At 43.8% G+C, this 26,146-nt stretch carries 26 protein-coding genes, 1 tRNA gene, 1 pseudogene and 1 riboswitch; of the genes and pseudogenes, 22 read left to right on the forward strand and 6 right to left on the reverse strand.

Features of this window, described 5'->3' with window-relative positions:
- Nucleotides 1-43: 43 nt before the first annotated feature.
- Both CL176_RS00720 and CL176_RS00725 read right to left on the reverse strand, forming a co-directional pair.
- Nucleotides 44-709: a potassium channel family protein gene (locus CL176_RS00720; RefSeq protein WP_118989590.1), complete on the reverse strand. Its 666-nt coding sequence runs from the start codon at nt 707-709 to the stop codon at nt 44-46.
- Between the two features lie 18 nt (nt 710-727).
- Nucleotides 728-2,098, reverse strand: a complete 1,371-nt coding sequence (locus CL176_RS00725; protein WP_162890744.1) for a TrkH family potassium uptake protein — start codon at nt 2,096-2,098, stop codon at nt 728-730.
- Nucleotides 2,099-2,180: 82 nt separating this feature from the next.
- Here CL176_RS00725 and rlmH point away from each other — a divergent pair, with 82 nt between their 5' ends.
- The 6 genes from rlmH to CL176_RS00755 all read left to right on the forward strand — a co-directional run bounded on the left by rlmH (nt 2,181) and on the right by CL176_RS00755 (nt 6,915).
- The gene (gene rlmH, locus CL176_RS00730) at nt 2,181-2,660 is read left to right on the forward strand and encodes a 23S rRNA (pseudouridine(1915)-N(3))-methyltransferase RlmH (RefSeq protein WP_118989592.1); all 480 of its coding nucleotides are present in this window, start codon (nt 2,181-2,183) and stop codon (nt 2,658-2,660) included.
- A 71-nt stretch (nt 2,661-2,731) separates the two neighbouring features.
- The gene (gene yghU / locus CL176_RS00735; protein ID WP_118989593.1) at nt 2,732-3,520 is read left to right on the forward strand and encodes a glutathione-dependent disulfide-bond oxidoreductase; all 789 of its coding nucleotides are present in this window, start codon (nt 2,732-2,734) and stop codon (nt 3,518-3,520) included.
- A 129-nt stretch (nt 3,521-3,649) separates the two neighbouring features.
- On the forward strand, nt 3,650-4,597 hold the full coding sequence (locus CL176_RS00740; protein WP_118989594.1) for an alpha/beta hydrolase: 948 nt from the start codon (nt 3,650-3,652) through the stop codon (nt 4,595-4,597).
- A 776-nt stretch (nt 4,598-5,373) separates the two neighbouring features.
- The gene (locus CL176_RS00745; protein WP_162890745.1) at nt 5,374-6,246 is read left to right on the forward strand and encodes an Rpn family recombination-promoting nuclease/putative transposase; all 873 of its coding nucleotides are present in this window, start codon (nt 5,374-5,376) and stop codon (nt 6,244-6,246) included.
- 70 nt (nt 6,247-6,316) lie between these two features.
- Nucleotides 6,317-6,535, forward strand: coding sequence for a hypothetical protein (locus CL176_RS00750; protein ID WP_118989596.1), 219 nt, complete (start codon nt 6,317-6,319; stop codon nt 6,533-6,535).
- A 158-nt stretch (nt 6,536-6,693) separates the two neighbouring features.
- Nucleotides 6,694-6,915, forward strand: coding sequence for a hypothetical protein (locus CL176_RS00755; protein WP_118989597.1), 222 nt, complete (start codon nt 6,694-6,696; stop codon nt 6,913-6,915).
- A 167-nt stretch (nt 6,916-7,082) separates the two neighbouring features.
- Here CL176_RS00755 and CL176_RS00760 read toward each other — a convergent pair whose 3' ends face one another.
- Nucleotides 7,083-8,273, reverse strand: a complete 1,191-nt coding sequence (locus tag CL176_RS00760) for a M20 metallopeptidase family protein (protein WP_118989598.1) — start codon at nt 8,271-8,273, stop codon at nt 7,083-7,085.
- A 108-nt stretch (nt 8,274-8,381) separates the two neighbouring features.
- Nucleotides 8,382-8,921, reverse strand: coding sequence for a DUF924 family protein (locus tag CL176_RS00765; protein ID WP_118989599.1), 540 nt, complete (start codon nt 8,919-8,921; stop codon nt 8,382-8,384).
- Nucleotides 8,922-9,070: 149 nt separating this feature from the next.
- Here CL176_RS00765 and lepB point away from each other — a divergent pair, with 149 nt between their 5' ends.
- The 7 genes from lepB to tsaD all read left to right on the forward strand — a co-directional run bounded on the left by lepB (nt 9,071) and on the right by tsaD (nt 15,129).
- Complete coding sequence (gene lepB / locus CL176_RS00770) at nt 9,071-9,673, forward strand: signal peptidase I (RefSeq protein ID WP_118989600.1); 603 nt, start codon at nt 9,071-9,073, stop codon at nt 9,671-9,673.
- Between the two features lie 261 nt (nt 9,674-9,934).
- Entirely contained in the window at nt 9,935-11,377 is a 1,443-nt protein-coding gene (gene proS, locus CL176_RS00775; protein WP_205528150.1) for a proline--tRNA ligase, read from the forward strand.
- 17 nt (nt 11,378-11,394) lie between these two features.
- Nucleotides 11,395-11,904, forward strand: coding sequence for an acyl-CoA thioesterase (locus CL176_RS00780; protein WP_118989602.1), 510 nt, complete (start codon nt 11,395-11,397; stop codon nt 11,902-11,904).
- Between the two features lie 367 nt (nt 11,905-12,271).
- Nucleotides 12,272-13,060 (forward strand): tRNA (adenosine(37)-N6)-threonylcarbamoyltransferase complex dimerization subunit type 1 TsaB, encoded by a 789-nt coding sequence (gene tsaB, locus CL176_RS00785; RefSeq protein WP_162890746.1) that lies wholly within the window; start codon nt 12,272-12,274, stop codon nt 13,058-13,060.
- Entirely contained in the window at nt 13,035-13,646 is a 612-nt protein-coding gene (gene rimI / locus CL176_RS00790) for a ribosomal protein S18-alanine N-acetyltransferase (RefSeq protein WP_162890747.1), read from the forward strand. Before tsaB ends, rimI (CL176_RS00790) begins: the two co-directional genes overlap by 26 nt.
- Nucleotides 13,646-14,092, forward strand: coding sequence for a ribosomal protein S18-alanine N-acetyltransferase (rimI, locus tag CL176_RS00795; protein ID WP_118989605.1), 447 nt, complete (start codon nt 13,646-13,648; stop codon nt 14,090-14,092). Before rimI (CL176_RS00790) ends, rimI (CL176_RS00795) begins: the two co-directional genes overlap by 1 nt.
- Nucleotides 14,093-14,103: 11 nt before the next feature.
- Nucleotides 14,104-15,129, forward strand: a complete 1,026-nt coding sequence (tsaD, locus tag CL176_RS00800; protein ID WP_118989606.1) for a tRNA (adenosine(37)-N6)-threonylcarbamoyltransferase complex transferase subunit TsaD — start codon at nt 14,104-14,106, stop codon at nt 15,127-15,129.
- Between the two features lie 261 nt (nt 15,130-15,390).
- Here the strand turns inward: tsaD and CL176_RS00805 are convergent, their stop codons facing one another.
- Nucleotides 15,391-17,355, reverse strand: a complete 1,965-nt coding sequence (locus CL176_RS00805) for an ABC-F family ATP-binding cassette domain-containing protein (protein ID WP_118989607.1) — start codon at nt 17,353-17,355, stop codon at nt 15,391-15,393.
- 128 nt (nt 17,356-17,483) lie between these two features.
- Here CL176_RS00805 and CL176_RS00810 point away from each other — a divergent pair, with 128 nt between their 5' ends.
- The 5 genes and pseudogenes from CL176_RS00810 to CL176_RS00835 all read left to right on the forward strand — a co-directional run bounded on the left by CL176_RS00810 (nt 17,484) and on the right by CL176_RS00835 (nt 22,665).
- Nucleotides 17,484-18,350: an MBL fold metallo-hydrolase gene (locus tag CL176_RS00810; protein WP_118989608.1), complete on the forward strand. Its 867-nt coding sequence runs from the start codon at nt 17,484-17,486 to the stop codon at nt 18,348-18,350.
- A gap of 201 nt (nt 18,351-18,551) precedes the next feature.
- On the forward strand, nt 18,552-19,190 hold the full coding sequence (locus CL176_RS00815; RefSeq protein WP_118989609.1) for a redox-sensing transcriptional repressor Rex: 639 nt from the start codon (nt 18,552-18,554) through the stop codon (nt 19,188-19,190).
- A gap of 261 nt (nt 19,191-19,451) precedes the next feature.
- Complete coding sequence (locus CL176_RS00820; protein WP_118989610.1) at nt 19,452-19,718, forward strand: co-chaperone GroES; 267 nt, start codon at nt 19,452-19,454, stop codon at nt 19,716-19,718.
- 40 nt (nt 19,719-19,758) lie between these two features.
- Complete coding sequence (gene groL / locus CL176_RS00825) at nt 19,759-21,378, forward strand: chaperonin GroEL (RefSeq protein WP_118989611.1); 1,620 nt, start codon at nt 19,759-19,761, stop codon at nt 21,376-21,378.
- A gap of 355 nt (nt 21,379-21,733) precedes the next feature.
- Nucleotides 21,734-22,665: pseudogene (locus CL176_RS00835) on the forward strand (DDE-type integrase/transposase/recombinase).
- A gap of 313 nt (nt 22,666-22,978) precedes the next feature.
- On the opposite strand, the gene CL176_RS00840 reads toward CL176_RS00835, so the two are convergent.
- On the reverse strand, nt 22,979-24,397 hold the full coding sequence (locus CL176_RS00840) for an ISNCY family transposase (RefSeq protein ID WP_118989613.1): 1,419 nt from the start codon (nt 24,395-24,397) through the stop codon (nt 22,979-22,981).
- Nucleotides 24,398-24,558: 161 nt separating this feature from the next.
- Between CL176_RS00840 and CL176_RS00845 the strand changes: the two genes are divergently transcribed.
- From CL176_RS00845 to thiW, 4 genes are all read left to right on the forward strand, one after another.
- Nucleotides 24,559-24,631, forward strand: a tRNA-Ala gene (locus tag CL176_RS00845).
- Nucleotides 24,632-24,793: 162 nt separating this feature from the next.
- Nucleotides 24,794-24,891, forward strand: a riboswitch (TPP riboswitch).
- A gap of 77 nt (nt 24,892-24,968) precedes the next feature.
- A complete protein-coding gene (locus tag CL176_RS00850) occupies nt 24,969-25,136 on the forward strand; it encodes a hydroxyethylthiazole kinase (protein ID WP_118989614.1) in 168 nt (55 codons plus the stop codon).
- Nucleotides 25,137-25,196: 60 nt separating this feature from the next.
- Complete coding sequence (locus tag CL176_RS00855) at nt 25,197-25,418, forward strand: bifunctional hydroxymethylpyrimidine kinase/phosphomethylpyrimidine kinase (RefSeq protein WP_240430562.1); 222 nt, start codon at nt 25,197-25,199, stop codon at nt 25,416-25,418.
- Complete coding sequence (gene thiW, locus CL176_RS00860; RefSeq protein WP_118989616.1) at nt 25,415-25,879, forward strand: energy coupling factor transporter S component ThiW; 465 nt, start codon at nt 25,415-25,417, stop codon at nt 25,877-25,879. Before CL176_RS00855 ends, thiW begins: the two co-directional genes overlap by 4 nt.
- The last annotated feature ends 267 nt before the right edge of the window (nt 25,880-26,146 follow it).

Raw genomic sequence — 26,146 nt, forward strand, 5'->3', positions numbered from 1 at the left:
AACCCACGCACACATATAAATTTGTGCGTGGGTTTTGACGTCTTTAGAAGTAGCCTAGATAGTCGTACCTTTCAAAAACATGCGAACTAGCAATGCCGACAAGGATAATGTCGTCCTCTAAAGGTTCGTTCGCGGCAATCGTCTGCATAGGCTCGCCTCGATCTTCGCGCATGCCGATGAGATTCATTTCATATTTACGACGTAAATCTAATGATTGTAAGGTTTGGCCAACCCAACTTTCAGGAATTTCAAACTCGATAAGCGATGTATCATCATCAAGACGGAGCACCTCGTCAATATGATTGCGTAAAATCTTTGTAGCAAGCCGATGACCTGAATCACGTTCGGGAGAGATGACGGATGTGACACCAATTTCATAGAGCACTTCTTCAAAAATAGCATTGCGTGCTTTTGCGATAATTTGGGGGATACCTAATTTCTTCAAGTGCATAACGGAAAGAACAGCACTTTCTAAGTTTGTTCCAGTGGCGATAATGACGATGTCACAGTTGGGAATGCCGATATTTCGCAATAAATCAATATCGGTAAAGTCGCCGATGGCAGCATTTGTGACGATATCGGCGACTGCATGAACCCGGTCTTCTCGCGAATCTACAGCAATTACTTCAGTCCCGTATTTAGATAATTCAGTAGCCACCGTTTGGCCGAAGATGCCTAGGCCTAAGATGCCAATGATTTTAGAGTTCATGGTATAAGCTCCTTTCGTCTAACCCAAGTAGATGTCCGTTTTTGGATAGTGTATTTCTTGTTTCTGGCGATTCATCAAACCCATGAGTAGGGTGATTGGCCCTACCCGCCCGGCAATCATGAGAATGATTAAGATAAAGTGCCCAGCAGTTGAGAGCTGGTTAGTTAAGTTGAGTGAGATACCAGCCGTGCCAAGTGCGTTGAAGACTTCAAAGAGCAAGTCTAAGGCATTGATTTCAGGATGCATAATGAGTAAGGTTGAATAACCTGCAAAAATCATTAAGGCGAAGAAAGTAATGACCACTAAGGCTTTCTTGATTAAAGAGGAGGTAATCGTTCGCCGATGAATAACAACCCGTTCATAACCCAACAGCTCAGAGCGAACTAGGGCAAGCATAATAGCAACAGTTGTTACTTTCATCCCCCCTGCCGTACCGCCCGGAGCGCCCCCAATAATAGTCTGCATCATGGAATGAAACTTAGAGAAAGGACGCAGATCAACATAATTTAGCGAGGTAAAGCCCGCTGTCCTAGCGCAAACGGTTTTGAAGAAGGCGTTCAATAGTTGCTGATAGGCTGGCCAATCGGTCATTGTCTTAGGGTTTCTTGTTTCGACAAACCATGTAACAAGCGTTCCGCTGATTAAAAGCCAGACCGTCATACGTAAGACAACGTATGTATGGGTACTGAGATTATGGAAAGCTAAGCGTATAGAGCGAGGCTTCCCGTTCCAATAATCGCGTAGTTTATGAGCGAGTTCAAACCAAACGGTAAAGCCAATTCCACCGAAGATGACCAAGGCGCATACCGTCAACAAGACGAGTGGATTATTATTGAAAGCTTCTAATGAGCCGGAACCACCAAAGTTATGAAAGCCTGCATTCGTAAAACTAGCCACAGCAACAAAGAGTGCGTGGAAGCTGCCTTTAAACCAACCAAAGCGGGGAACGAATGCAATCATCAAAAGGCCAGTTCCAATTAGTTCTGCAATCATAGTATAGCGATAAATTGCTAATAGAAATTCAGAGAAGTCTTGATTTGTGTCTCGACCAAAGGTGCTTTGCAGTAAATATTGATCTTTTAAGGAGACATGACGGTGCATGCGATACATCCCCACGTTGATTAATGTTATAATACCTAAGCCCCCCACTTGAATAAGGATGAGACAGAGTAGTTGGCCTAGAAAGTTGTATGTATCACCAATCGATACGGCACCTAAACCAGAGACACATACAAGTGACACACTTGTTATAAAGTGATCACTGAAGCTGACTTGTATGCCAGGTTGGTGCATAATTGGCATGGCAAGGAGCAAACTCCCAATAATCGCTAAGACTACGAAACTTAAGGTGAATCTCAGTGAAGTTGATTGGATGACGTGTCGATCCATCGCATACATTCCTTTCATGGTGTAATCAAAGAATATTGTAACATAACCATTTAGAACCGGGTATCCTTAAAAGGAGGAATCTATGGATGTTGAAATAATTGCTGTAGGGAAGTTGAAGGAGAAGTACTTAAAGCAAGGTATTCAAGAATACGTGAAGCGCATGGGTACTTATGCGAAGTTGAAGATAATTGAAGTGAAAGATGAAGCGACGCAGGAGAATATGAGTGAGGTTGAGATTCAGCAAGTTCTAGCTAAGGAAGCAGAGCGCATTCAAACGCATATTAGACCAGACCGGCAAGTCATTGTTCTGGCGATTGAAGGCCAGCTCATCTCGTCTGAAGATTTAGCGACGCAGCTGGAGCAAATGGCAGTATATGGTCAAAGTAAAGTGACGTTTGTTATAGGTGGGTCTTTAGGTCTAGCGGAGACAATCAAGAAACAAGCTCAACGGTCCATCAGCTTCGGTCGGATTACGCTACCCCATCAATTGACTCGTTTAATACTTGTGGAACAGATTTATCGCGCATTTCGAATTAATCATGGCCACGCATACCATAAGTAAATCTTGCGTTTCAATGGCTCTCTAAGGGAAAGCGTGCTATATTTAACCCAAAAGATAAAGGAGAGAAAGGCATGACTGATAAATTACCAAAAGTGTGGACTTGGGATGGGGATGCGAGCCAACGTAGTGGCAACCAACCGACAGCTGGCAGTCGTTTCGAACAGACCTTACCAAAAGGCGATGCGCCTTTTCAATTATATTCCTTGGGAACGCCCAACGGCATAAAGGCAACGATTATGCTCGAAGAGCTGAAAGAGCTAGGCATTGAAGGTGTTGAGTATGACTTGTATCGTATCCATATTGGTGAAGGAGAACAATTCGGCAGTGGTTTCGTCGAACTGAATCCCAACTCTAAAATTCCGGCTATGCTTGACCAAAGTGTTGAACCAGCCTTACGTATTTTTGAATCGGGTTCGATTTTATTGTATTTGGCTGAGAAGTTTGAAGCGCTTATACCAGCTGATATTCATGGGCGTACGGAAACGATGAATTGGCTTTTCTGGCAAGTCGGCTCAGGTCCTTTTGTTGGCGGTGGCTTTGGCCATTTCTTTGCCTATGCTCCGGAGAAATTAGCCTATCCAATTGACCGCTATACGATGGAAACGAAACGGCAACTGGACATACTTGATCAATTATTAGCTGAGCGGAAGTATCTGATTGGCGACACATACACAATCGCTGATATTGCTAATTGGTCATGGTATGGTCGTTTAGCTTTGGATGAATTATATGAGGGTTCAGCAGAATTCCTAAATGTTACTTCTTATACCAATCTGATGCGTTGGGCAGAGGAAATTGCTAAGCGTCCAGGTGTAAAACGCGGTTTAGATGTTGAGTATCAGCCCATAGCTGCAGACTAAGTTTGTGCGCTTCGCGATAGATGCGAAGCGTTTTTGAGTTTATTGCTTTCAATATAGTATGTTGATGTTATAATGGATTAGACCTGTCACTTAATAAGCAGTGGCTGAAACATACAGAAGGAGTACATTATGCAAAGAGAACAATTTACGATGAGTCAAGGGGGACATGCAACTTTAACCCCATACCTATTGACACCTTATAATGACGAGGATATTCGACCGGCGATTATTATTTGCCCCGGAGGTTCTTATTTATACTGTTCAGACCGTGAGGGCGAGCCGATTGCGAAATATTTCAACGCCTTAGGCTATCATGCTTTCGTCTTGGACTATACGACTTATGCGACTGATCGTGAAGAGGCTAAAGTCTTACCGGATCAATTGGAACCGAAAGAAGAGACACTTTTCCCGACGTCCTTACGCGAACTTGCTGAAGCAATGTTACTTGTCAAAGAACATGCATCTGACTGGCATATTGATCCGAGTAAGGTGGGAGTAGCGGGCTTTTCAGCTGGCGGTAACCTAGCGGCTAATTATGCAACTCAATGGCATCAACCGGTTGTGACAGATGTTTTTCCTAATGTGGAAGTAGAAGAATTACGCCCACGTGTGGCTATTCTAGGTTATCCAGTGACGGATATGGTTGCCATGCAAGAGATTGTCAACCAACTCAGTATGATACCTGAGGCTGGCGTTGCTTGGGGTCAAATGGCGGTATCTCTCTTCGGGAGTGAGAAACCAGATGAGGCAGCCTTAGCAGCGGCGAGTCCATCTCACCATGTCTCTGTCAATACGCCACCAATCTTTATTTGGTCCACGCGTGAAGATATGGTGGTGCCTGTTAATCAAACAACGGCCTTCACTAATGTACTGGCTGAGAACCTGGTCCCTTTTGAGTCACATATTTATGCAGAAGGTCCGCACGGGCTAAGCTTAGCAACCACCGCTACCGCGGGCAGCCAAGAACAGTATCGTCCAGAAGTAGCCACATGGGGCGTTCATTGTGGTATCTGGCTAGAAAAGCAATTTGCGCAAGACGAAATTCAACGTATTGATTTAAGCGTCTTTGGCTTGTAGAAGATACTTAGGTATCTACGGTAATTTGAAGAAATAATTGTGGCATGAGGTCAATGTAAACAGTTAATTTGTTACTAGTCTGAAGGGCTACTTCTGCCTTACTAAAGATGTCTAGTGTAGTTGGTGATTTTTCCGATACATGAGAGTCATTCTTCTGCAAACACAAGGGACTCTGTAAACTGCAAAAAAATGTGCTGTTAGATCGTTTGGCTTCACTCATCAAATCAAGGAACTGGGTAACTATACGCTAGCTTTTGTTTGGCTCAATTGAATTGCGTTAGAGCATCCTTTGCCGCTATATCCGAACTAGTCTCTGTAATCTCTTCTGCTAGGGGAGGAAAGGATGAGAATTTGTGCCGATTGAAGGGATAAGCTTTGGAGTAGAGTTAAGATAAGATAAGATGTGTTGGTACAATTCTGGAAACGGGAAAGATTAACTGAGGTGCAATGGTTCTGCGTGACTTCTTGTATCTTGGATAAGATGAGATAATTAATCGTTGAAAGTAAATTACTTTAAGAATCAGAGAGTAATTTTGTAAAGGAATCCTTTAAGCAACTTTTATGTTGGGTAAGGGATTTTTTTGTTTTGCTAAATATTGGCATAGACCCGTCAATTTTATAACAAATAAAGCGATCGGTGAGTGATTCTTAGCTATTGTTATTTAAAATATTCTGAATTTAAAATTGATGACATGGAAATCAGCCGTGAAATGAGTATATGTATTATAGAGAGTTTTAGAGGACTCTTGAATAAAATAACGGAAGGAGTTGGTTTAATGTATCGACCAACGAATGATTTCCTTTTCAAGAAAACTTTCGCGGCCAGTGGTCAGGAGGATGTGACGAAAGCTCTGATTGAAGCAATCTTAGGGCGAGAATTCACAGAAATCACCTTGACCAATCCTTATACAATTGAGGCTTATCAGGCGAAAGGCCGGCCAGAATCTACCGAGGTAGATTTGTTGGCAAGAGATTCCAAAGGTGGGTATGTTACTATCGAAATGCAAGTGCAACGAGATCCGTTTTTTCTGGAACGGGTGCATTATTATGCCGGAGGTGTGTATCGCAAGAATTATGGGAGGAAAGCTGAACAGATTATTCCAGAAAATCGGTATTCGAGTTTGAAACAGGTGTACAGTATTAATATTCTAGATTTTCCTTTGTTTCCTAAGGACAATGAGGAAGGCATTCGGACCTTTATATATCGAGATAGGGAGAATGGAGAGGCTTTAATGGATATTAAGACCTATAATGGGATTGAGTTGACCTTTGTGAGCTTAACAAATTATAATATAAGTGAAGATGATCAGTTCAAGCATTGGTGGCGTTTCTTCAAGATGGAAGCCCCATTAGAAGATGCGCCGGATATTGTACTCAAGGCGTATGCAGAAGTGGATGAGGTTAATTTGACAGAGGAGGAACGAAAGATGGCAGATTTAGCGCAAAAATATCAGGATGACTTTGAAGCAGCGGTGGGTACAGCGAGATATGAAGGCCGAGAGGAAGGGCGAGCAGAAGAGCGGTACGAATTAGTTTCAACAATGCACGAAAATGGTGTGTCAACTGAGATGATAGCGGAATATACGAACATGACTCCAGCAGAAGTGAAACAGATACTTCAAGCATCTAAACTGAAATTGATAGACTAAGCAGTAAAGGAGGGGGAGAGATTTTGTTTCTTCCTCTCATAGTTCCAAATGAAAGAGGTATCGAGAATTTATGGCAAATTTAGCGCAAAAATATCAGGATGACTTTGAAGCAGCGGTGGGTACAGCGAGATATGAAGGCCGAGAGGAAGGCAGAGCAGAGGGGGCGCTTAAGAAAGCAACCGCCATAATTTTAAATATGCACCATAGAGGCGAAAGTATAGATAAAATAGCTGATATCGTTATGGAGTCTAAGGAAGATGTTGAGAAAGTGATTCGAGAAGAAGCTTAATGGAGCTAAGGCAACTATAGAAGTTATTTGAGCGAAGGAGATTTTTAGTTTCCTTCGCTTTCCATAACTAAAGCATCTGAATGGAAGCTTTATTGTGAATGCACTGAAAATTGAACGTAGAAATGGATGAAATTCATTTGAGAGATGAGGAACGAGAAATGGTAGATTTGGCTCAGAAATATCAGGATGACTTTGAAGCAGCGGTGGGTACGGCGAGATATGAAGGCATAGCAGAAGGGGCGCTTAAGAAAGTAACAGCGGTTATTCTGAATATGCACCATAGAGGCGAAAGTGTAGATAAAATAGCTGATATCGTTATGGAGTCTAAGGAAGATGTTGAGAAAGTGATTCAAGCAGGAAAAAATGAATTCACCCAATAATATCCACTCTGGCTTCTATTACTCCGGGAATATTGTACGATGGCTTTAAGTTTATAGATTTGCGCATTGCCATAGTATAATTTTTAGCCGAATATCACTGGTACAACTTAAGGAAATTCAACAACACCCACCGCCTCGGGGACGGTGGGTGTTAGCATTGAAAGGATTTATTTATTGTCTCTTAACCAGTTGGTTGCAGCTTGTGCCATAGCAGCAGAGCCGGCAACTAAGGCTTCTTCATTAAATTGCACCAGTGGATTGTGCACTGGATAAGTCTTGCCTTCAGCGTCTGGAAGAGGTGCACCGACCATGAAGTAGCATGATTCAGGCAAATGACTAGCGATATGCGCATAGTCTTCTGAGGCTAAGTCTGGTTCAGTTTCTGTCACGTTATATTCATCACCTAGAACTTCTTTAGCTGCTGCCAGAGTTTGGTCAGAAATCTCAGGTGTATTGATGAGGGCAGGAACTTCTGCTAAGACTTCGTAGCTTGCCTCAGCGCGGTGTGCTTTAGCAATATGCTCGATAATTTCTGGTAAGCGTTCAGAAACGTGTTGAGCAGATTCAGGATAAAGTGAGCGTGAAGTCCCTTCGATAATAACGGTATCTGGAATAACATTGACAGCACCACCTGGGGCTTCAATCATACCCATGGATAAAGATGCGCCTTTATTGGATGGAAGCTCACGAGCTAAAATTGCATTTGCACCGTTAATAATTTGTGAAGCAACAAAGACTGGGTCAATTCCCATATAAGGCATAGCGCCATGGGAGCCAACACCTTTAATTATAATGCGGAAGTTTAAAGCGGAAGCGAGAACTTCATGGCGGGATACAAGAATATTAACTTCTTTAGACATTGGCCACATATGCAGCGCCATTCCCGCATCTGGCTTAGGATTTTCTAAGATACCTTTTTCGACCATTAATTTCCCACCATTTAAAGTCTCTTCAGCTGGTTGGAAGAGGAATTTAATTTGTCCTTCTAACTGGTCTTCGTTTTCCTTCAACATCTTCAAGACCATCAAAAGAATGGTCGTATGCATGTCGTGACCACATAAATGTGCTTTGTTCTCAACTTGTGAAACAAAGTCATGTTCCGATTTCTCAGGAATCGGTAGAGCGTCTGAGTCAGCACGAAGTAATAGGGTTTTGCCCTTGCTTGCATCACCTAGTGTACCAACAACACCGTAAGTATCTGCTAAGTTCTCATAAGCAATACCGAACTCATCCAATTTCGACTTGACCAACTTCATCGTCTCCGGTAAATCGAAGCCCACTTCAGGGTTTTGATGTAACTGGCGCCTAACTTGAATTGCCGCATCATGAAGCTCTCTCGCACGTGTCAAATAATCCATTAAAACTCCTCCTTGTTATTCTCTAACTATCCTTATTATAGGCTCATCTAAATAAATAAACAAGTTCTCACAGGCTGAAAAATTCACCCAAACAAGCTTAGGAATAACCTAGAAACTTGTGCCATCATTCTGTAAGAAAGCTTCTTCTTCCGCGGTTAGTTCCTCGCCTAATTCTTTCTTGCGATGCGGATAGTAACCAAACTGATCGATAATTTCCTTATGTTGAATTTCATAGTCTAAAGCACCTGACGCATGCTTTTCAAAAAGTGGCACGGCAAGTTCGTGGATACCTTGAGACTCTGAATGCATAAAGGGCATAATTGCAAAGTGCTTGTAATTTTCAGGTAAATCAGCAAAATCTGGCTGCTCTATGACTTCCTGAGATAAAACCAAGGCCATGGTATCTTGGCTGTAACTACGAGGATCTTGGCGCATTAAGTTTCTTGAGAATTGGTCTAAGACAATAATCTCAGCAATACGTCCCTTTGTCGTGTCCCGCCAAGTGTAGCAGAGGCCTTCACAAGCAGCTTCCCATGTTTCAAAGAAGGCATCGCGGATTTTCTGGTCAAAAGTAGGATCTTTATCAAATAGCTTATCTGCGTGTTCTGGGGCAAACCAAAAGTCTAAAACATCTTGTGCAGTTTTCATAAGTTGCTCCTTTTTTATTTTATTTAAAACTATCTTAAGCGTTTGTGGATAACAAGGCAAACAATAAGGTAGTCAAAGTTGCATGGATTTCCATAAAGTTCTATAATAAAAAGAGTTTCAAATATAAAACATTTAAAGAAGAGGTAACTATGAGTAGTAATAGAAAAGACACAGTTCGAGAAATAGTAAGCACGGTTGTATGGTTCGTGCTTGTATTTCTCGTTGTATTATTAGTTCGTCGATATATCGTCGAGCCTTTCGTCGTTAACGGGGGTTCAATGGAGGACACCTTACACAGCGGTGAACGGATGGTCATGCTCAAACGGAATGAAATTGAACGTTTTGACGTAGTCGTCCTACCTGCCCCCGATAATCCGCGAGACTTGTATATTAAACGTGTCATTGGGATGCCCGGTGACACCATTGAAGTGAAGGATGATATGCTGATTCTTAACGGTCAAGTAATGGATGAACCGTATCTCTATGAGCAAAAGGCAAACTTTGAAGGCTTAGGACCTTTCACCTTCGACTTTAAATTGGAAGACGTTGCCGGTTCGGCTACTGTTCCGGAAGGGCAAGTCTTTGTTATGGGTGATAACCGTCGCAATTCCCTTGATGGTCGGAGCTTTGGTTTTGTAAATATTGATGATTTGCATGGGGAAGCGGATTTCGTGTATTGGCCACTGAATAACCTTCACCTGCTGACGAAGTATTCACTTACGGCCGATGGCAGTGCTATTGTTGAGCGCTAAAGGTCGTTGCATTTTATCTAGGAAGTCGTTATAATAGCTTTAGCATAGACTAGTAAGCAAGTGATGGGTTGAAGCGAGTCTCCAATGGTGAAAGGGAGGCCCCCGCTCCTTGTTGAACCTACTATACAGCGTTAGGGTAGCTCCGTTATCAGCTTTCTAAGCAGGCTCAGTTTAACTGGGCAATAAAGGTGGTACCGCGGAGCAGACTGTTCTTCGTCCTTTGGGACAGGAACAGTCTATTTTTATTTTGTAGGAGGAAAGATCGTGACAACACGTAAAGAGGATTTCTCGAAATGGTATTTAGAAACGATTCAAAAAGCCGATTTAATGGATTATGCGCCTGTTCGAGGCAATATTATCTTCAAGCCTGACGGCTATGAAATTTGGGAGCATATTCAAGATGCGATGGATAGCCGTTTTAAAGAAGAGGGTGTTCGCAATGCCTATTTCCCTATGTTAATTCCTGAACATTTCTTCAATAAAGAGAAGGATCATATTGAAGGTTTTGCGCCGGAGTTACCATGGGTGACGGAGGCAGCGGGCGAGAAATTAGAAGAACGCCTAGCTTTACGTCCAACCTCTGAGACGATTATTGGCGATGCCTTTGGCAAATGGATCAATTCCTACCGTGATTTACCGATGGTAATTAACCAATGGGCTAACGTCTTCCGCTGGGAGAAACGAACCTTGCCATTCTTGCGTACATCAGAATTCTTGTGGCAAGAAGGCCATACGGCTCACAGTAATCCTGAAGAGGCCATGGCACGTACTATGCGGATGTTAGACGTTTATGAAGAAGTGGTAGAAGGTGTCTTAGCGATTCCTGTCTTCAAGGGTGAGAAGACTCCATCGGAACGTTTTGCCGGGGCGGAACATACGTATTCAATTGAAGCGATGATGCAAGATGGGAAAGCAGTCCAAGCAGGCACATCCCACTATATGGGCACGAAGTTTGCAGAAGCTTTCGATATTAAATTCTTGAATATGGATAATGAGCACGTTCATGCCTATACTACCTCATGGGGCGTATCGACGCGTTTAATCGGCGCTTTGATTATGACCCATAGTGACGACCAAGGTTTGGTGCTACCACCAGCCGTTGCGCCTGTACAAGTGGTCTTAATTCCTGTCGGTCCATGGCAGAAAAATCCGGCAATACTTGAGAAGATTGAAGCCTTGCAAGCAGAGTTGAAAGCTCAAGGCATCCGAACACGGATTGATGATACAGACGAGCGTCCAGGCTTCAAATTCAATGAGTGGGAAATGCGTGGGGCAGCTTTACGAGTGGAAGTCGGTCCGCGTGATTTAGAAAATCAAACAGCTATTGTGAAAGCCCGCGATGTGGACGAGAAACATACAGTTGCTTTTGATGACTTTGCGCAATTCATTCAAACGGAGCTGGACACCATGCAAAGTCGCTTGCTTGAAGCAGCTCGTGAACGCCAGCAAGCTCATATCTATACAGATATTGAAACACTAGATGAATTAGAAGCTCATATCCAAAGCAAGCAAGAAGCAGGCGAATTACCAGGTTGGGTTCTTGCTGGCTGGGACGGCACGGAAGAAAGTGAAGCGTTAATCAAAGAACGTACCGGCTTTACGACGCGTAATATCCCATTTGATGGAATGGTTGAACCTAAGACTAGATGTATCGTTACCGGACAACCTGCTAAGGCAACTGTCTGGCTTGCGCGTGCCTACTAGAAGCACTGGTGATAACCATGAGTGAATTAAGTAAAACCTGTGCCGCTTCTAAAGTAGTACACTCGAGTTTGATTCTTCCTGGAGAGACGAACCGCCATAATACATTATTTGGGGGCAATCTAATGTCTCATATTGACCGCACGGCAAGTATCGCTTTCGTTCGGCACACAGCTGCAACGGGTGTTACCGCTTCGATGGACAGTCTGAACTTTATTAAACCCCTGCCCCAGGATCATGTCGTAAGTATTGAGGCAATGGTCTCAGGTGTCGGCAGCCGTTCAGTGGAAGTCTTTGTCAAAGTGACTGGCGAGGACCTAATGGCGGGTGAACATTACCTAGCGGCAACGGCCTTCTTGACCTTTGTTGTCTTGCCAGATAAGCATGGGCAGGTGGCTCAAATTCCCACTATTATCCCTGAAACAGCCGAAGAGCAGTACATCTGCCAGGGCTATACTAAGCGTCGTCAAGAGCGTTTAGCCAAACGTGATGAAGATCAAGCGTTGCTTAGACTTTTAGATCCTGCCTAAAAATCACCTCAAAATCACCTCTCTGCTTAGATAAGTATAGTGACCCCAAAAAGTTAGACAATATTTTAGAGAGAGTTGACCTTTATAGGCTGCTCTCTTTTTTATAGGCTTAGAATCTGACTTCCGTCCTTGATCACCCTCACTCATCAGCTGTGGAAGTTTGTCAAGAGAAGGAGCGTTAGCGGCTCTTGATAAACTTTTACAGCTGTGAGACGCTTGGGCGTGTTTAGCGCCCGTTTGGTATGGGTGTCATCTTCAGGACACATTCAATAGGTTTTCCGCAGGGGGTTCTATTTACCTTGAAAGCAAAGGATATTCAAATGAAAGGAATTATGGTAGAATAAGGCCAATTACAAGGAGGGATATGATGCGTCTACTTGCAGTCGATACATCAACGCAAACGTTGGCTTTATGCTTGGCTGAAGGCGAGCCGGGTTTGTGGCAGATACGTTATAATTTTCAAGCAGTCGGAAAGATTCAGCACGGGGGTAGTCTGCTACCAGCAGTTGTCCAAGCCTTGGAAAGTGTCGCTTGGCAGCAAAGCGATTTAGACGCAGTGGCTGTTGGGATTGGTCCCGGCTCTTATACGGGGCTTCGAATCGGGGTGACTTTTGCTAAGACTTTAGCCCAAAGTCTCAATATATCTATATATGCCCTGTCATCACTCGGTGTCTTAGCAAGTGCCCATGTACCTGTTGAGAGTAGCCAAGCCAGTACATTGCTTGTCCCTTTGATGGATGCCCGGCGATTGAGTGCCTATGCCGGAGTCTACCAAACAAGCCCGGAAGGCTTGAGAACACTTCAGGAAGATATCCATACGGATTGGGTGGACTTTCAAGCTACTCTCATTAGTTTGGCTGAGCAGACGCAAGCTCAGTCGATTCAATTGATTGGCGAAGGGCTGGGACCGTTTCTAGAACAAACGGAGGTAGCTTTTCAGGACAGAGATATGAATATTGAGCAAAGGGATGGCTACCAAGGAATGATTAACCTGGCACCAGCCTTGAATACCATTGCTTGGCAAGAGGTTGAAGATGTGGCGGTCTTAACGCCGAATTATGCTCATGCAACCTTGGCTGAGCGTGAATGGGCCGAGAAACATCACCGGCAGGTGGCCACTGGAGAAGAGAATGAGCAATTTATTGAACGGATTTAGAGTTTTTTGGCAAATGGTGAAAGAAGAATGGATGAGTAATCATATGCAAGGGAGTCATACGCGTCAGGTTGTGGTAGAGCGATTGGGGAATCCCTTTTGGCAATATAATTCAAGAATTGCCAAAGAAGGCTTAGTCTTGAGGTTTGGGGAGTTTGACGATTTGGACCGGATTGTTGAATTGGAGCGCTTGGGCTATGATGGCTTTGAAGCGTGGCATTATCATGATTTCCGCCAGGACTTTCTGGCGAATCCTTATGCAGCCTATATTATGCTCGATACTCAGGAACCTAAGTCACAACTTATTGGCTTGATTGTTGGACGGTTTCGGGCGCGCGGGAGCCATATTAGTCATCTGATTGTCCACCCGGAATATCAGCGCCAAGGCCTGGGAAGTTTGCTGTTGAATGTATGGCTCAGTTGTGCCGAACGCCTGGATTCACCACAAATCACCTTAGAAGTCCGGGCATCCAACCAAGGTGCCCAGAATCTATACCAGCGTCATGAATACAAGATTATCGGCAAGCGTGAGCGTTACTATCAAGACAATGGTGAAACAGCCTTAATTATGAAACGGTGGGTGGACTAATGCCCCTTGAAGAAGTCCTTTTACCAGAAGGGGTCCTTCCTTCCACCTGGCAAACAGCTTTATACGATGCGGCTGCAAGCTTTCATTGGCAGGCGAACATGCTGGAAGCAGATCTGGCCCTGCCATATAGCCGCCATATCTGCTGGGGTGAAGGTAAGCAATTAATAGCTTATTTGAGTGGCCACCTTATCGCAGGAGAATTTACAGTCAATCAAGTCTATGTTCAGCCAGACTACCGGGGGCAATCCTACGGGAGCCAGCTACTTGCACGCTTTTTAGATTTGGGAGCTAGTTGGGGAGTAGAAGCCGTCTATCTTGAAGTGCGTGCTAGTAACTATGTTGCCCGACAATTGTACCAACAAGCAGGCTTTACTGAACTAGCCCAGCGTAAAAATTACTACAAAAAGCCCACCGAGGATGCCATTATCATGTATTATCAAATGTGAAGGAGGAGAGTATGGCAGCAGAAAGTTTAATCTTAGCCATTGAATCAAGTTGTGATGAGACGAGTGTAGCCATCATTGAAGATGGCAGAAACATTCGCTCGAATGTCGTCGCATCCCAAGTAAAAAGTCATATGCGCTTTGGTGGGGTGGTTCCTGAAGTGGCGAGTCGCCATCATGTCGAGCAAATTACCCAAGTAATCGACTTAGCCTTAAGAGAAGCCAATGTGTCTCTTGCAGATGTCGATGCGGTAGCAGTGACAGAGGGCCCAGGTCTTGTCGGCTCTCTCTTAGTCGGCATCACCGCAGCCAAGACATTAGCCTTTGCCCATAATAAGCCACTAATTGGCGTTAATCACTTAGCCGGCCATATTTATGCGGGGCAATTTATGGCAGAGATGAAATTTCCGCTACTGGCTTTAATTGCTAGCGGAGGTCACACTGAGTTGGTTTATATGTCCGATCATTTAAATTTTGAAGTGATTGGTGAGACCCAGGATGATGCAGTCGGTGAAGCTTATGATAAAGTGGGACGAATTCTGGACTTGCCTTATCCAGCAGGGAAATATATGGATCAATTAGCCCAAGAAGGCGAGGCGACATATGATATTCCGCGTGGGATGATTCATGAAGAGAATTTAAACTTCAGTTTCAGTGGTATGAAAAGTGCGGTAATGAATTTGGTTCACAATGCGAAACAACGTGGTGACACAATTCATAAAAGCAATCTCGCGGCTAGCTTCCAAGAGGCCGCTGTTGAAGTGCTTGTAAAGAAAACAAGCGATGCCCTAAAATTATACCCAGATGTGCAACAATTTATTCTTGCAGGCGGTGTCGCAGCGAATTCTGGCCTACGCCAAGGTCTGCAAGCGATGTTGAAGGCAGACTTTCCTAAGCTCCAACTCATTATCCCTGACTTGAAGCTGTGTGGGGACAATGCCGCAATGATTGGTGCAACTGCTCATCAACATTATTTACGTAAAGATTTCGCCAGCCTAGCGCTAAATGCGCGCCCAGGCCTCATGCTTGGCGAAGAGTAAAAACATCCCGTTAGCATATATTTGCCGACGGGATGCTTTATTGTATTGAGTTAAATATGAGTTTGCGACGAATATACTTGACTGAAGATCCCGCTGCTGGCCAAAGACCGCCAGTTTGGGATTAAAAATCCAGTCGCTTGGCTAAAGGACAGCCAAGGGGTAGCCAGTCTCCTCTTCAATATTGGTCCATAATCCCAGTCCGGAATTGAGCGTAAGGCAATAGATTGCTAAAGTATCCTAATCCGGGGCAACTGGTAGGCGCTAAACCCCTGGGAACTCCTCTTCAAAGGCTTCCAAGGCTAAGCTAGTTTCTTCCCAGATATTAATGGCCTCATCTTGTTGCCCTTGCAAAGTTCGCAGTTCTTCGTCTAAGGCGGCTAATGTTGCCACATCGTTTGCCTCAGATGCGGGAATCATCTCTGAATGGATTGCTTCAATCCGCTCTTCAATGTGACTGTTCGCCTCCCAAGCAGCTTCTACGGCCTTCTCAAGTTTTCGCTTCTCCCGTTGAACTTGTTTACGTGCTTCGTAGGATAACTGATTTTGGCTAGGTTCTTGGACTATATCCAAGTCAGCTTCCTCAGCTTCATGCATCTCTTGGATGGCTGTCTCTTCGGCCTTCTTCTCCAAGTAATAATCATAATCGCCTAAATATAATTTCGAACCAGTCGGGGTGATTTCTAGTACCTGGCTGGCAATGCGGTTAATAAAGTACCGGTCGTGAGAGACGAAAAGAAGCGTCCCATCAAATTCAATAAGGGCATCTTCCAGTACTTCTTTACTGTCGATATCCAGGTGGTTTGTCGGCTCATCCAATAAGAGGGTGTTGTCATGTTGCATGGCTAAGACGGCCAGGCGCAGACGTGCCTTCTCACCTCCGCTGAGCATGGCGACATTCTTCTCAACGGCTTCACCTGTGAAGAGGAAGCTGCCGAGAATGCTACGTATAATCCACTCATCGGTTGTAGATTGCTCACGCCAAAGGGTTTCAAGTACGGTCAAATTCCCATCGAGCTGGTTCACATTCTGGTCGTAGTAGCCAACGGTGACATTACTACCGTAATGCACTTCTCCGGCTAAAGGAGCCAGTTGGCCAATTAAGGTCCGCAGAAACGTCGTCTTACCCACACCGTTAGGACCTACAATCGCAATGGCTTCTTGCTTGCGCAAGTCCATGTTAATCTGTCGGGAAATTACTTCATCAGCGTAACCGATTGCTAAGTCTGAAGCTTCAATGACGCGGTCGCCACTTTCTTTAGCTTGGCTGAACTGAATGCGTGGCGCCTTGTCATCTTGGCGTGGCTTTTCGATTTTAACCATCTTCTCTAACTGTTTACGCCGACTTTGGGCACGCTTTGTTGTGGAAGCCCGGACGATATTTTTCTGGATAAAGTCTTCTAAACGGTGGATTTCGTCTTGTTGCTTTGTGTAAGCTTCCATCTCTTGGGCCATCCGCAAGGCACGCTCTTTCAAGTAATAGTCGTAATTACCTTTATATAAGTGTGCTGTGTGATTGCGAAGTTCAATTACTTTCGTCGCCACTCGGTTAAGGAAGTAGCGGTCATGCGAGACGATTAAAAGGGCGCCGCGGTAATTCTGCAAATAGCCTTCCAGCCAATTTAAGGTTTCCATATCTAAATGGTTGGTCGGCTCATCTAAAATCAATAAATCGTAATCCATCAATAGAATGCGCGCTAAGGCTAGGCGTGTCTTCTGCCCTCCTGAAAGCGACTGCACCGGTAAGTCATAATCTTCTTCATAGAAGCGAAAGCCATGGAGAACGGTGCGGATTTCAGATTCGATGCCGTAAGCATTGCGCTGATTCAGCAACTCCTGGCTGCGATCATAGTCTTGCAAGGCTTCTTGGTAGGCTGGGGAATCCGGATTGTCGGCTAAGTCAGCTACTTTCTGAGCAATTTCTTCTGCTTCAGTGCGCAGTTTCAAAGTATCGTCAAAGACTGATAACATCTCTTCCCAGACACTTAAATCAGAATCAATTGCCACGTGTTGTTCTAAGTAGCCAATCCGCAAATTGCGGGCTTTACTAATCTCGCCTTCAGAAATGGGCTCCTGGCCCATAATTTGGCGAATCAAGGTAGATTTACCGGTTCCGTTACGGCCAACAAGCGCAACCCGGTCTTGGCTTTGGATATAAAAGGTCACCTCTTCATAAAGCGTGACATCCGCGAACCGCCGAGCTAGGTGACTTGTTTGTAGTAAAATCATGTGGACCTCCTTTGATTGCATGCTGCCTTCTAGTATGTTCGGCATGCGCTTTTTGTTATACTAAGGATATACAAGAATAATCATAGCATATTTTGGGCGCTTAGGGATGAAAAACAAAGGAGTAGGACATGGATTATTTAGCCTTTCATGATATTGATGTGTATTTTCTGGATGGGACGAAGTATTATGCAGATGGGGGTGCCACTTTTGGGCCCGTGCCTCGGGCAGTGTGGGGGCGGGAAATGCCCTTTAATGATGCGGGGCAAATTGCCCAAGTAGCGGACCCCATTCTGATTCACGAAGCAGGACACTATTACCTCATCGACACGAGTCACGGCACGAGCAAAATGGGCGCCAAAGCGCGTCGCAACGCGGGACTTGAAACGGACAACCATGTCTTCGCGAGTTTAGCAGAGCTGAATTTGACGCCTAAGGATATTGACGGAGTGATTATGACGCATATGCATAATGATCATGCGGGTGGCTTAACGTATTTACAAGATGGTCGCTTACATTCGAGTTTCCCTAAGGCAAAGATTTATATCAATGAAGTAGAATGGCAAGAAGTGCGTTATCCCAATGCTCGAACCCAAGGAACCTACTTAAAAGCTAATTGGGAGCCGATTCAAGCTCAAGTAGAAACCTTCGGTACATCTATGCAATTAACCCCGTCGATTCATATTTACCATACGGGAGGGCATAGCAATGGGCATTCTATTATTCGCATTGAGCAAGAAGGGGAAGCGTTAATTCACCTGGCCGACTTAATGTTGACCCATCCTCAACGTAGAGCACTTTGGATTTCTGGTTATGATGACTATCCGATGGACAGCGTTCGGGCCAAGGAATATTGGTTGCCGCAAGCCTTTGAGGCAGGGGATCGCTTTATCTTCTATCACAATCCTTACTATACGATGCTACAATTCTCAGAAGATGGTAAAGAAATCATTGACCAACAAGAACGTAGTAAAGAGCCACTTATTTCACGAACTTAATTCAAAGATACGTGTGTCATCTCACAAAATATAATTAATATAGTTACCGCTAAGCATGCGCTTTAGCCAAGTGCGCTATTCCTAAGCCTTGATTAAAAAACGATTCTTGTGAAAAACAAATGGTAATAGTAGCGAACTTTGTGAAAGCGTGGTAGAATATACTCGAACAAAGCGAACATTAAAGTAGAAGGGATGACATGTATGGAACAAGAGATACCACGCGCTACGGCCCAGCGTCTACCCATATATCGACGCTATTTAAGCTATTTAAAAGATGCGGGCAAAGATCGTATTTCTTCATCAGAACTGAGCGAAGCAGTTAAAGTTGATAGTGCAACGATTCGCCGCGACTTTTCATACTTCGGAGCGCTTGGCAAGCGTGGCTATGGCTATGATGTAGATACCTTGCTTGATTTCTTCACGAAAGTATTGAATCAGGACCGCTTAACGTCGGTTGGCTTAATTGGGGTGGGGAACCTCGGGAATGCACTTTTAAACTATAATTTCCGTAAGAATAGTAATGTGCGGATTGGGGCGGCTTTTGATATTAATCCAGACCTAGTCGGTACCATCCAAGCAGGTATACCGGTATACAGTATGGATGAATTGGAAGAGCAGATGGATTTGCAACAGCTGCAAATTATGATTATCACCGTACCGGAGAATCATGCGGAAGAAGTAGTAGATCGTCTGATAGCAGCCGATGTGAAAGGAATATTGAACTTTACACCACTGCGCTTTGAAGTGCCCGAGGGTGTCCGCGTGCAGAACGTCGATTTGACCAATGAACTGCAGACGTTGATTTTCTTTATTGACCAACACATCGATGGAGTTGAATAAATTATGTAAAGAATTCATAGACTTTTCTGAGAAGTCTATGAATTTTTTGCGTATTTAGAGGTAAATTGTTGGCTTATCTTGCGCTGGTTTTATTATAGATGTGATGCTAGCAAGCTTTCCGCTGGATAAATAAAAAGATATAAAAAGGTGAGGCATTGGGCTTGCCTTTTTGACCAAATTAGACTATTATATAAGCATAGGTTAGCACTTGAGATTATTGAGTGCTAACTCGTAAAAAAGCATAAAAATGGAGGTCATTGTATGTTAAAACCTTTAGGTAAACGCGTGATTATTAAAGTGAAAGAAGCAGAAGAGACTACCGCAAGTGGCTTTGTCTTGCCAAGTTCATCGCAAGAGAAAGAACAAGTTGGTGAAATCGTCGCTTTGGGCCATGACATTAAAGATGAAGATGGCGTAAAAGTTGGCGATCGGGTATTCTTCAAATCTTTCGCAGGTACTGAAGTAGAGTACGAAGGCGAAGAGTACTTAATTATTGAGCATAAAGATTTGCTCGCAGTCGCTGAATAATCACCTATTACACTAAATTAGCAAAGGAGAAGATATACTTATGGCAAAAGATTTAAAATTTTCTGAAGACGCACGTGCTTCCTTACTACGTGGGGTGGATATCTTAGCTGATACAGTTAAGACAACTTTAGGCCCTAAAGGTCGTAACGTTGTGTTAGATCAAACTTACGGCTCTCCAACAATTACTAATGACGGGGTAACCATTGCCCGTGAAATTGAATTGGAAGACCGTTTCGAGAACATGGGGGCACAACTCGTCTTAGAAGTTGCTTCCAAAACCAATGACGTAGCGGGTGACGGAACAACTACCGCTACAGTTCTAACTCAAGCTATCGCTCGTGAAGGGATGAAGAACGTCACAGCAGGAGCGAACCCGGTAGGTATTCGTCGCGGTATTGATAAAGCGACGGATGCAGCGGTTGAAGCTTTACGTGAGCAATCTCAACCAGTCTCTTCGAAAGAGTCCATCGCCCAAGTTGCCGCTGTTTCTTCAGGAAACGAGCAAATTGGTGAATTGATTGCGGATGCAATGGACAAAGTTGGCCAAGACGGTGTCATTACCATCGAAGATTCGCAAACGATTGACACGGACATGAATGTGGTTGAAGGGATGCAATTTGACCGCGGTTACTTATCTCAATACATGGTTACAGATAATGAGAAGATGGTTTCTGAATTGGAAAACCCATACATTCTCTTGACGGACCGCAAAATTTCAAATATCCAAGATGTCTTACCACTCTTAGAATCCGTTATGCAACAGAATCGTCCACTATTAATCATTGCCGATGATGTTGAAGGTGAAGCCTTACCAACCTTAGTCTTGAATAAATTACGTGGTACATTAAACGTTGTTGCAGTTAAAGCTCCAGGCTTTGGTGACCGCCGTAAAGCACAATTAGAAGACATTGCTATTCTGACAGGTGGTACTGTAATCTCTGAAGACTTAGGCTTTGAATTAAGCGACGCAACTCCTGAACACTTAGGTTCAGCAGCCAAAGTTACCGTAACCAAAGACGATACAACGATCATCCAAGGTGGTGGCGACTCTGACGCAATCCAAAAACGCGTAGCCTTAATCCGCTCACAAGCAGAGGAGACTACTTCAGACTATGACCGCGAGAAATTACAAGAGCGCTTAGCTAAATTAGCCGGTGGTGTTGCAGTCATCCGTGTTGGTGCAGCGACAGAAACTGAGCAGAAAGAAATTAAACTACGCATCGAAGATGCCTTAAACGCTACCCGTGCAGCTGTTGAAGAAGGTATTGTAGCCGGTGGTGGTACAGCTTTAGTTAACGTACAGAAAGTTGTCGCTGAATTAGCCTTCGACGATGTAGATGAGCAAACAGGTGCGAACATTGTCTTACGTGCCTTGGAAGAGCCTGTTCGCCAAATTGCGAAGAACGCTGGTGAAGAGCCATCAGTAATTGTTGAGAAATTACGCAACTCTGATACAGGTGTAGGTTACAACGCAGCTGAAGGTGAATACCAAGATATGATCGAAGCTGGTATCGTCGATCCAACGAAAGTAACCCGTACCGCTTTACAGAATGCAGCCTCTGTTGCAGCACTTCTTCTAACAACTGAAGCTGTAGTCGCTGACATTCCTGAAGAAAGCCCAGCAGTTGACCCTGGCATGGGCGGCATGGGTATGATGTAAGAGGCGTCTAGCGTAAACCCCTCGAGACATCTAAGCAAATACCATGACAAGGCGTCGTCCCCTTGCGCCTTGAGGCAAGTCCCTGAACTTTTGTGTTCGGGGGCTTTGCTTTTTTTTCAAGTATTTATAACGACCTTCATAACAGCATTTATGTGCTTCCTCAATTGTTAGATAATCACTCCTTCGAGTTACGATAACCTTAAAGTGGGATATTTTCATTTGTGGATGATAAAGTAGTCTATAAAAGACAAATTTGTTATGAGATAATACATATGTGACATAAAACAAATAAAAAAGAGACCCCTCTGTTATAATAGATTTGTGAACAATTATAAACATAGAAAGGATCTCTTATATGTCTATTATAACAGAAGGTATGAAACATCGCGAACGAATTATTAAGTATGCCATTAAAGTGAATAATAATGCCGCAGCCGCAAGGAGATATCATAAATCCAGGCAATATGTTCAGAGATGGCGACAAAGGTATGATGGATCAATTGAATCTTTGCGAAAGAAGTCTACTCGTCCTAAATCACATCCTAACCAACATACACAGGATGAATTAGATCTGATTAAACATATGCATAGGCACCATAGACACCGTGGGTTAGCTCACGTCTACCGCAAATGCAAAGATGAGGGCTACACCAGGTCTTATGATTCCATGTGCCGACAAATCAGAAAGATGGGTCTAGGCAAGCCTTCAAAAGCCAAGAAAAAACGCAAGAAGCAGAAAGAAAAGTCTAAATACACTCATCCTGGTCAATTGGTTCAAATTGATGTTAAATACGTTCCTGTGAACTCTATCGGCTTTGTGAGTCACCATAAAAGATATTACCAAATCACGGCCATAGACGCTTATTCACGCAAGAGGGTGCTGAGTCTGATGAATGAAAATAGCACCTATACAACCTCTGAATTCGTTCTCACTTTGGAAGAGGAAATGGGCTTTAAGATTGACAAGATACAAACTGACAACGGGAAAGAATTTACCAACGACCCTCAGGAAACCGATAAGAAATCAAGTTCCAAAAGATCTTAAATTTCTTGGATATCGACTATCAAACGACTGCTCCTTATTGTCCTTGGCAGAACGGGTTGGTAGAGAGGAGTCACCGAGAAGACGAAACAAGATTCTATTCAAGAAGACGTTTTTCCAGTGAAGAGGAGCTAGAAAAAGCTTTAAGAAGGTACAATACAAGCTACAATAATACCTACCGGAAGATTTTAAATTTCAAGAATCCAAATGAAGTTGTCGCTGAATTTTTTGAAAAAGCAGGTTAGCCATTATATATTTCTTCCAAGTTTCGTCAAGGCACGCTTCGCTCTAAAGGCCTTGACAAAACTTTCCAGAAATATTCTGATTGTTTAACTGCTTTTCCACAAACTATTTTTCAGAGCTTGTGTCACAAATGTTTGACTTCCCTACATAAAGTAGTCTATAAAAGACAAATTGTGCTGTCAAGCACAAATGAAAATGTCCCGATTTTTTGTTTTTTAACGTGCAAAGAAAGGGAGTAAAAAACTACCGCGCTTCGCTTGGTTGCTTCGCAATAAAGGGCGATACAAAGAGCGCATCGCCCTTCATCACGAAGGATCAAGATGTCACTTCAACTAGCTCTTTTTTCTTTATGTATTCTTGTTTCTTTAGATATTGTTGATAAGATTGAGCTTTCCACGGATGCGACATGGGTGGAATGTGTGGCTTCGGTTTAGGTTGAGCTTCCTGAATATCCAGTGTTTTAGACACAGCTTGGTGTGACGGCATTTCAATCAGCTCAAAGAGTTGATTTTTATGAGAGACAAAGAGTTGTTGATTACGAGTGCTAATAACCATGACTTTCGTTTTTCTTGGCAAATAGACTTGCTGCCCATGCTGGTCGTAAAGATGATAGACTTGGTTGTTGTATCGAACGGTATGACCAGAGTGAATGACACGTAGGGCAAATTTAGCGAGGATCTGATTGAGATTTGTGTCTGCTGATAGTTTTTCAAAGGCATTTATGCTATCTTTAATGGGGTGAGCGAATTTTTGATTAAACTGCGGGAGGTAGTCCCTTAGAAACTGATTCGCTTCATCCATATTGCGGATACCACTTAACCGCATTTCTTGAAGTAAGCGGTTTTGAAATGTACCGAAAAGACGTTCAATACGTCCTTTAGCTTGGGGGACTGAGGTCGCTTCCAGTTCAATTCCGAGTGTCTGGCAAGCATATCCGTATTGAGTGAGGGCCTGCTCTTCAAGAGCAGCGCCCTTTTTTGGTGCGTGGGCCCCTGAGAAGATACTGCGATAATCCGTCAAAATGCGATGAGGAATACCGTAGTGGGTCAGGAATTGATGTGAGACTTGGTAATAGCCTTCAAGCGTCTCCTGTGCCGCGAAATAAGCGCCTACGACCGTGCCAGTGGCATCATCAATGGCGGCATGGAGGTAGTAATCGTTCTCATCCGCCTCAAACCATGGATGCTGTGAGGCATCCATTTGAAGCAGTTCCCCAGCATATTTGCATCGAGGACGACTCGGGTGTGCTTTTGAGTTTTCAACGATTTGAACCCCCTGTAAGGTATCTTTTTCGTGATGGGTTAAGCCTTTCTTGTCCGCTTTGTCTTCGAGCTCTTTAGCGACACGCCGTTTAGTTCGACGGGTAGCCAGAGGCGAGACAATGTGCACTTCCTTCAAGATATTTCTCAGCGAGCTTTCAGAGAGGTGTTCCCCCTCAACTTCTTGAAGTTTTTCATGGAAGTGCGTGAAGTTAAAGTCATAGTATTTCGAGCGATAGAGCTGAACAATTCGTTTTCGAGTATGACGGTCAATGGTTGTAGAAGGTTTGCGGTTGGCATTCTTGTGTCTGAAGCCTTTTCGCCCCTCTTGTTTGTATTTAAGAATCAATCGATTGATCTGTCGTCTGGATAAGTTTAATTCCACTTCAGCACGAGCTTTGGATTTCCGTCCATTGACGACGGCCTTGATGATATTATATTTATGTTTCTCATTCATGTTAAGATAATCCTCCATTGAGATCCCTCCTTAGCTTTACTATACACTAAAGTGGGACATTTTCATTTACGTTCACTTGAGACATTATCATTTGTGGATGAAAAAAGTAGTCTATAAAAGACAAATTGTGCTTGCTTTCTTCAGTTGAAACGCGTATAATACATAAATGTAAGCTTTAAGGGGGCGTAGCTCAGTTGGGAGAGCGCTTGCATGGCATGCAAGAGGTCGTCGGTTCAAGCCCGATCGTCTCCACTATAAACTTAGAAAGAGATTAGCGAAGTTCGCTGGTCTCTTTTTTATTTTGGTGAAAGCTAGGCTAAGGCGAAGATCTCTGTCTAATCTGCAATATGAACGTACTATCGGCAAACTTTCTAACTTAGGCTTGCATTCACTCCGGGGGGAGTGATACGCTTAGGGCACCACAGGAGGTGCCACTTGGCTGAGAGGGCTTGTCCCAACTCTTTGAACCTGATGAAGTTAGTACTTACGAAGGGATGTGTGTGAGCTTTCTATATAACTATCTTTATGCCCACCTTATATCGATTGTGCGTAAGGTGGGCTTCTTTGTGTGGATAGAAGGAGGAGTGAAATGGTTCAGAAAAGATACGAACAAATAAGGCAGCAGAGTCCACTGATTCATGTTGTGACTAATCCGGTTACCATTGAGAAGGTAGCCAATACCATTTTGGCTGCTGGGGGTAGTCCAATTATGACAGACCGGGCGCCAGATATTGCGGATGTGTGCCAAGTTGCGTAAGCTTTAGCGATTAATTTGGGGTCTTCTGCCTCTGCGGATTTAATTCTGGATGTGGCAAGATTGTCCCATCAGAGTCATGGACGCATTGTGCTTGACCCTGTTGGTATTGGCCTTATCCAATCTCGTCGCCAATTAGCACAAGGCAAGACCCTCGAAAAGGCTATTGCCACTGCCAAAGCCTACGTTACGTTAGCTCTGGAAGAACAGCTCGATTTAGGCCAGGGGTCAGGCCCCTTGAACCACGGCTTTGATCTTATAGGCTTTAAGAGGTCATATTCATGAAACAACAGACAAGTCGAACTCAAACTTTGATTCTGACCGGCTTATTTGCGGCCATGAGTTTTGTGCTTTCTGCAGTGATTGTCTTCCCCAATATGGCGCCGATTCAACATGCCTTTAACGTCTTAGCGGCCGTTTATCTAGGGCCTGGTTATGCCTTTCTCCAAGCGCTCATAACGGGCCTTTTGCGGATGATGACGGGACGTTCGATTAATGCAGTGATTGGCGCTGTCTTTGGCGCTTACCTAGCAGGTGTAGCCTACCTTCGAACTGGCAAGCTAGTAGCAGCAGTCCTTGGTGAAGCAATCGGTACCGGGATTATTTCAGCCTTAGTGGTCTATTGGGTAATGAAGTTAGTTGCAGGTGTCTTTGCCTACTACATTCCTTTCTTCCTGCCGTCTTCAATCATCGGCAGTCTGCTAGGCGCTTTCTTGAGTCGCCTGATTGACCGGCGTAGAGGCTAAGTAAAACTAAGAGCAAAAGTTTCTACCGAAATAGGACTAAGACTACAGCAAAGTTACCGTGAGTTCAAAAAGTAATGTCAATTCTATGACCGGGGCGTGTAGGCCCATATATATGTTTGAGTTTAAACTTCCTCAAAAATTTACACCTCAATGAATACAATGATGATTAAAGGTTTATGTGGCTGTATTTTTCAAGAGAAATTATTCTCAGCATAGGTTGTATAAAAAGTGGGAATTTACGTTTGAAACTACAGCAGCATAAGTTCC

The sequence above is a fragment of the Suicoccus acidiformans genome (assembly GCF_003546865.1).
GTDB lineage: Bacteria > Bacillota > Bacilli > Lactobacillales > Aerococcaceae > Suicoccus > Suicoccus acidiformans.

Excerpts from the sequence above, each read along its gene's own strand:
- CL176_RS00720 (WP_118989590.1), bottom strand. The coding sequence starts at position 709 with ATGAACTCTAAAATCATTGGCATCTTAGGCCTAGGCATCTTCGGCCAA.
- CL176_RS00725 (WP_162890744.1), bottom strand. The coding sequence starts at position 2,098 with ATGGATCGACACGTCATCCAATCAACTTCACTGAGATTCACCTTAAGT.
- rlmH (WP_118989592.1), top strand. The coding sequence starts at position 2,181 with ATGGATGTTGAAATAATTGCTGTAGGGAAGTTGAAGGAGAAGTACTTA.
- yghU (WP_118989593.1), top strand. The coding sequence starts at position 2,732 with ATGACTGATAAATTACCAAAAGTGTGGACTTGGGATGGGGATGCGAGC.
- CL176_RS00740 (WP_118989594.1), top strand. The coding sequence starts at position 3,650 with ATGCAAAGAGAACAATTTACGATGAGTCAAGGGGGACATGCAACTTTA.
- CL176_RS00745 (WP_162890745.1), top strand. The coding sequence starts at position 5,374 with ATGTATCGACCAACGAATGATTTCCTTTTCAAGAAAACTTTCGCGGCC.
- CL176_RS00750 (WP_118989596.1), top strand. The coding sequence starts at position 6,317 with ATGGCAAATTTAGCGCAAAAATATCAGGATGACTTTGAAGCAGCGGTG.
- CL176_RS00755 (WP_118989597.1), top strand. The coding sequence starts at position 6,694 with ATGGTAGATTTGGCTCAGAAATATCAGGATGACTTTGAAGCAGCGGTG.
- CL176_RS00760 (WP_118989598.1), bottom strand. The coding sequence starts at position 8,273 with ATGGATTATTTGACACGTGCGAGAGAGCTTCATGATGCGGCAATTCAA.
- CL176_RS00765 (WP_118989599.1), bottom strand. The coding sequence starts at position 8,921 with ATGAAAACTGCACAAGATGTTTTAGACTTTTGGTTTGCCCCAGAACAC.
- lepB (WP_118989600.1), top strand. The coding sequence starts at position 9,071 with ATGAGTAGTAATAGAAAAGACACAGTTCGAGAAATAGTAAGCACGGTT.
- CL176_RS00780 (WP_118989602.1), top strand. The coding sequence starts at position 11,395 with ATGAGTGAATTAAGTAAAACCTGTGCCGCTTCTAAAGTAGTACACTCG.
- tsaB (WP_162890746.1), top strand. The coding sequence starts at position 12,272 with ATGCGTCTACTTGCAGTCGATACATCAACGCAAACGTTGGCTTTATGC.
- rimI (WP_162890747.1), top strand. The coding sequence starts at position 13,035 with ATGAGCAATTTATTGAACGGATTTAGAGTTTTTTGGCAAATGGTGAAA.
- rimI (WP_118989605.1), top strand. The coding sequence starts at position 13,646 with ATGCCCCTTGAAGAAGTCCTTTTACCAGAAGGGGTCCTTCCTTCCACC.
- tsaD (WP_118989606.1), top strand. The coding sequence starts at position 14,104 with ATGGCAGCAGAAAGTTTAATCTTAGCCATTGAATCAAGTTGTGATGAG.
- CL176_RS00805 (WP_118989607.1), bottom strand. The coding sequence starts at position 17,355 with ATGATTTTACTACAAACAAGTCACCTAGCTCGGCGGTTCGCGGATGTC.
- CL176_RS00810 (WP_118989608.1), top strand. The coding sequence starts at position 17,484 with ATGGATTATTTAGCCTTTCATGATATTGATGTGTATTTTCTGGATGGG.
- CL176_RS00815 (WP_118989609.1), top strand. The coding sequence starts at position 18,552 with ATGGAACAAGAGATACCACGCGCTACGGCCCAGCGTCTACCCATATAT.
- CL176_RS00820 (WP_118989610.1), top strand. The coding sequence starts at position 19,452 with ATGTTAAAACCTTTAGGTAAACGCGTGATTATTAAAGTGAAAGAAGCA.
- groL (WP_118989611.1), top strand. The coding sequence starts at position 19,759 with ATGGCAAAAGATTTAAAATTTTCTGAAGACGCACGTGCTTCCTTACTA.
- CL176_RS00840 (WP_118989613.1), bottom strand. The coding sequence starts at position 24,397 with ATGGAGGATTATCTTAACATGAATGAGAAACATAAATATAATATCATC.
- CL176_RS00850 (WP_118989614.1), top strand. The coding sequence starts at position 24,969 with ATGGTTCAGAAAAGATACGAACAAATAAGGCAGCAGAGTCCACTGATT.
- thiW (WP_118989616.1), top strand. The coding sequence starts at position 25,415 with ATGAAACAACAGACAAGTCGAACTCAAACTTTGATTCTGACCGGCTTA.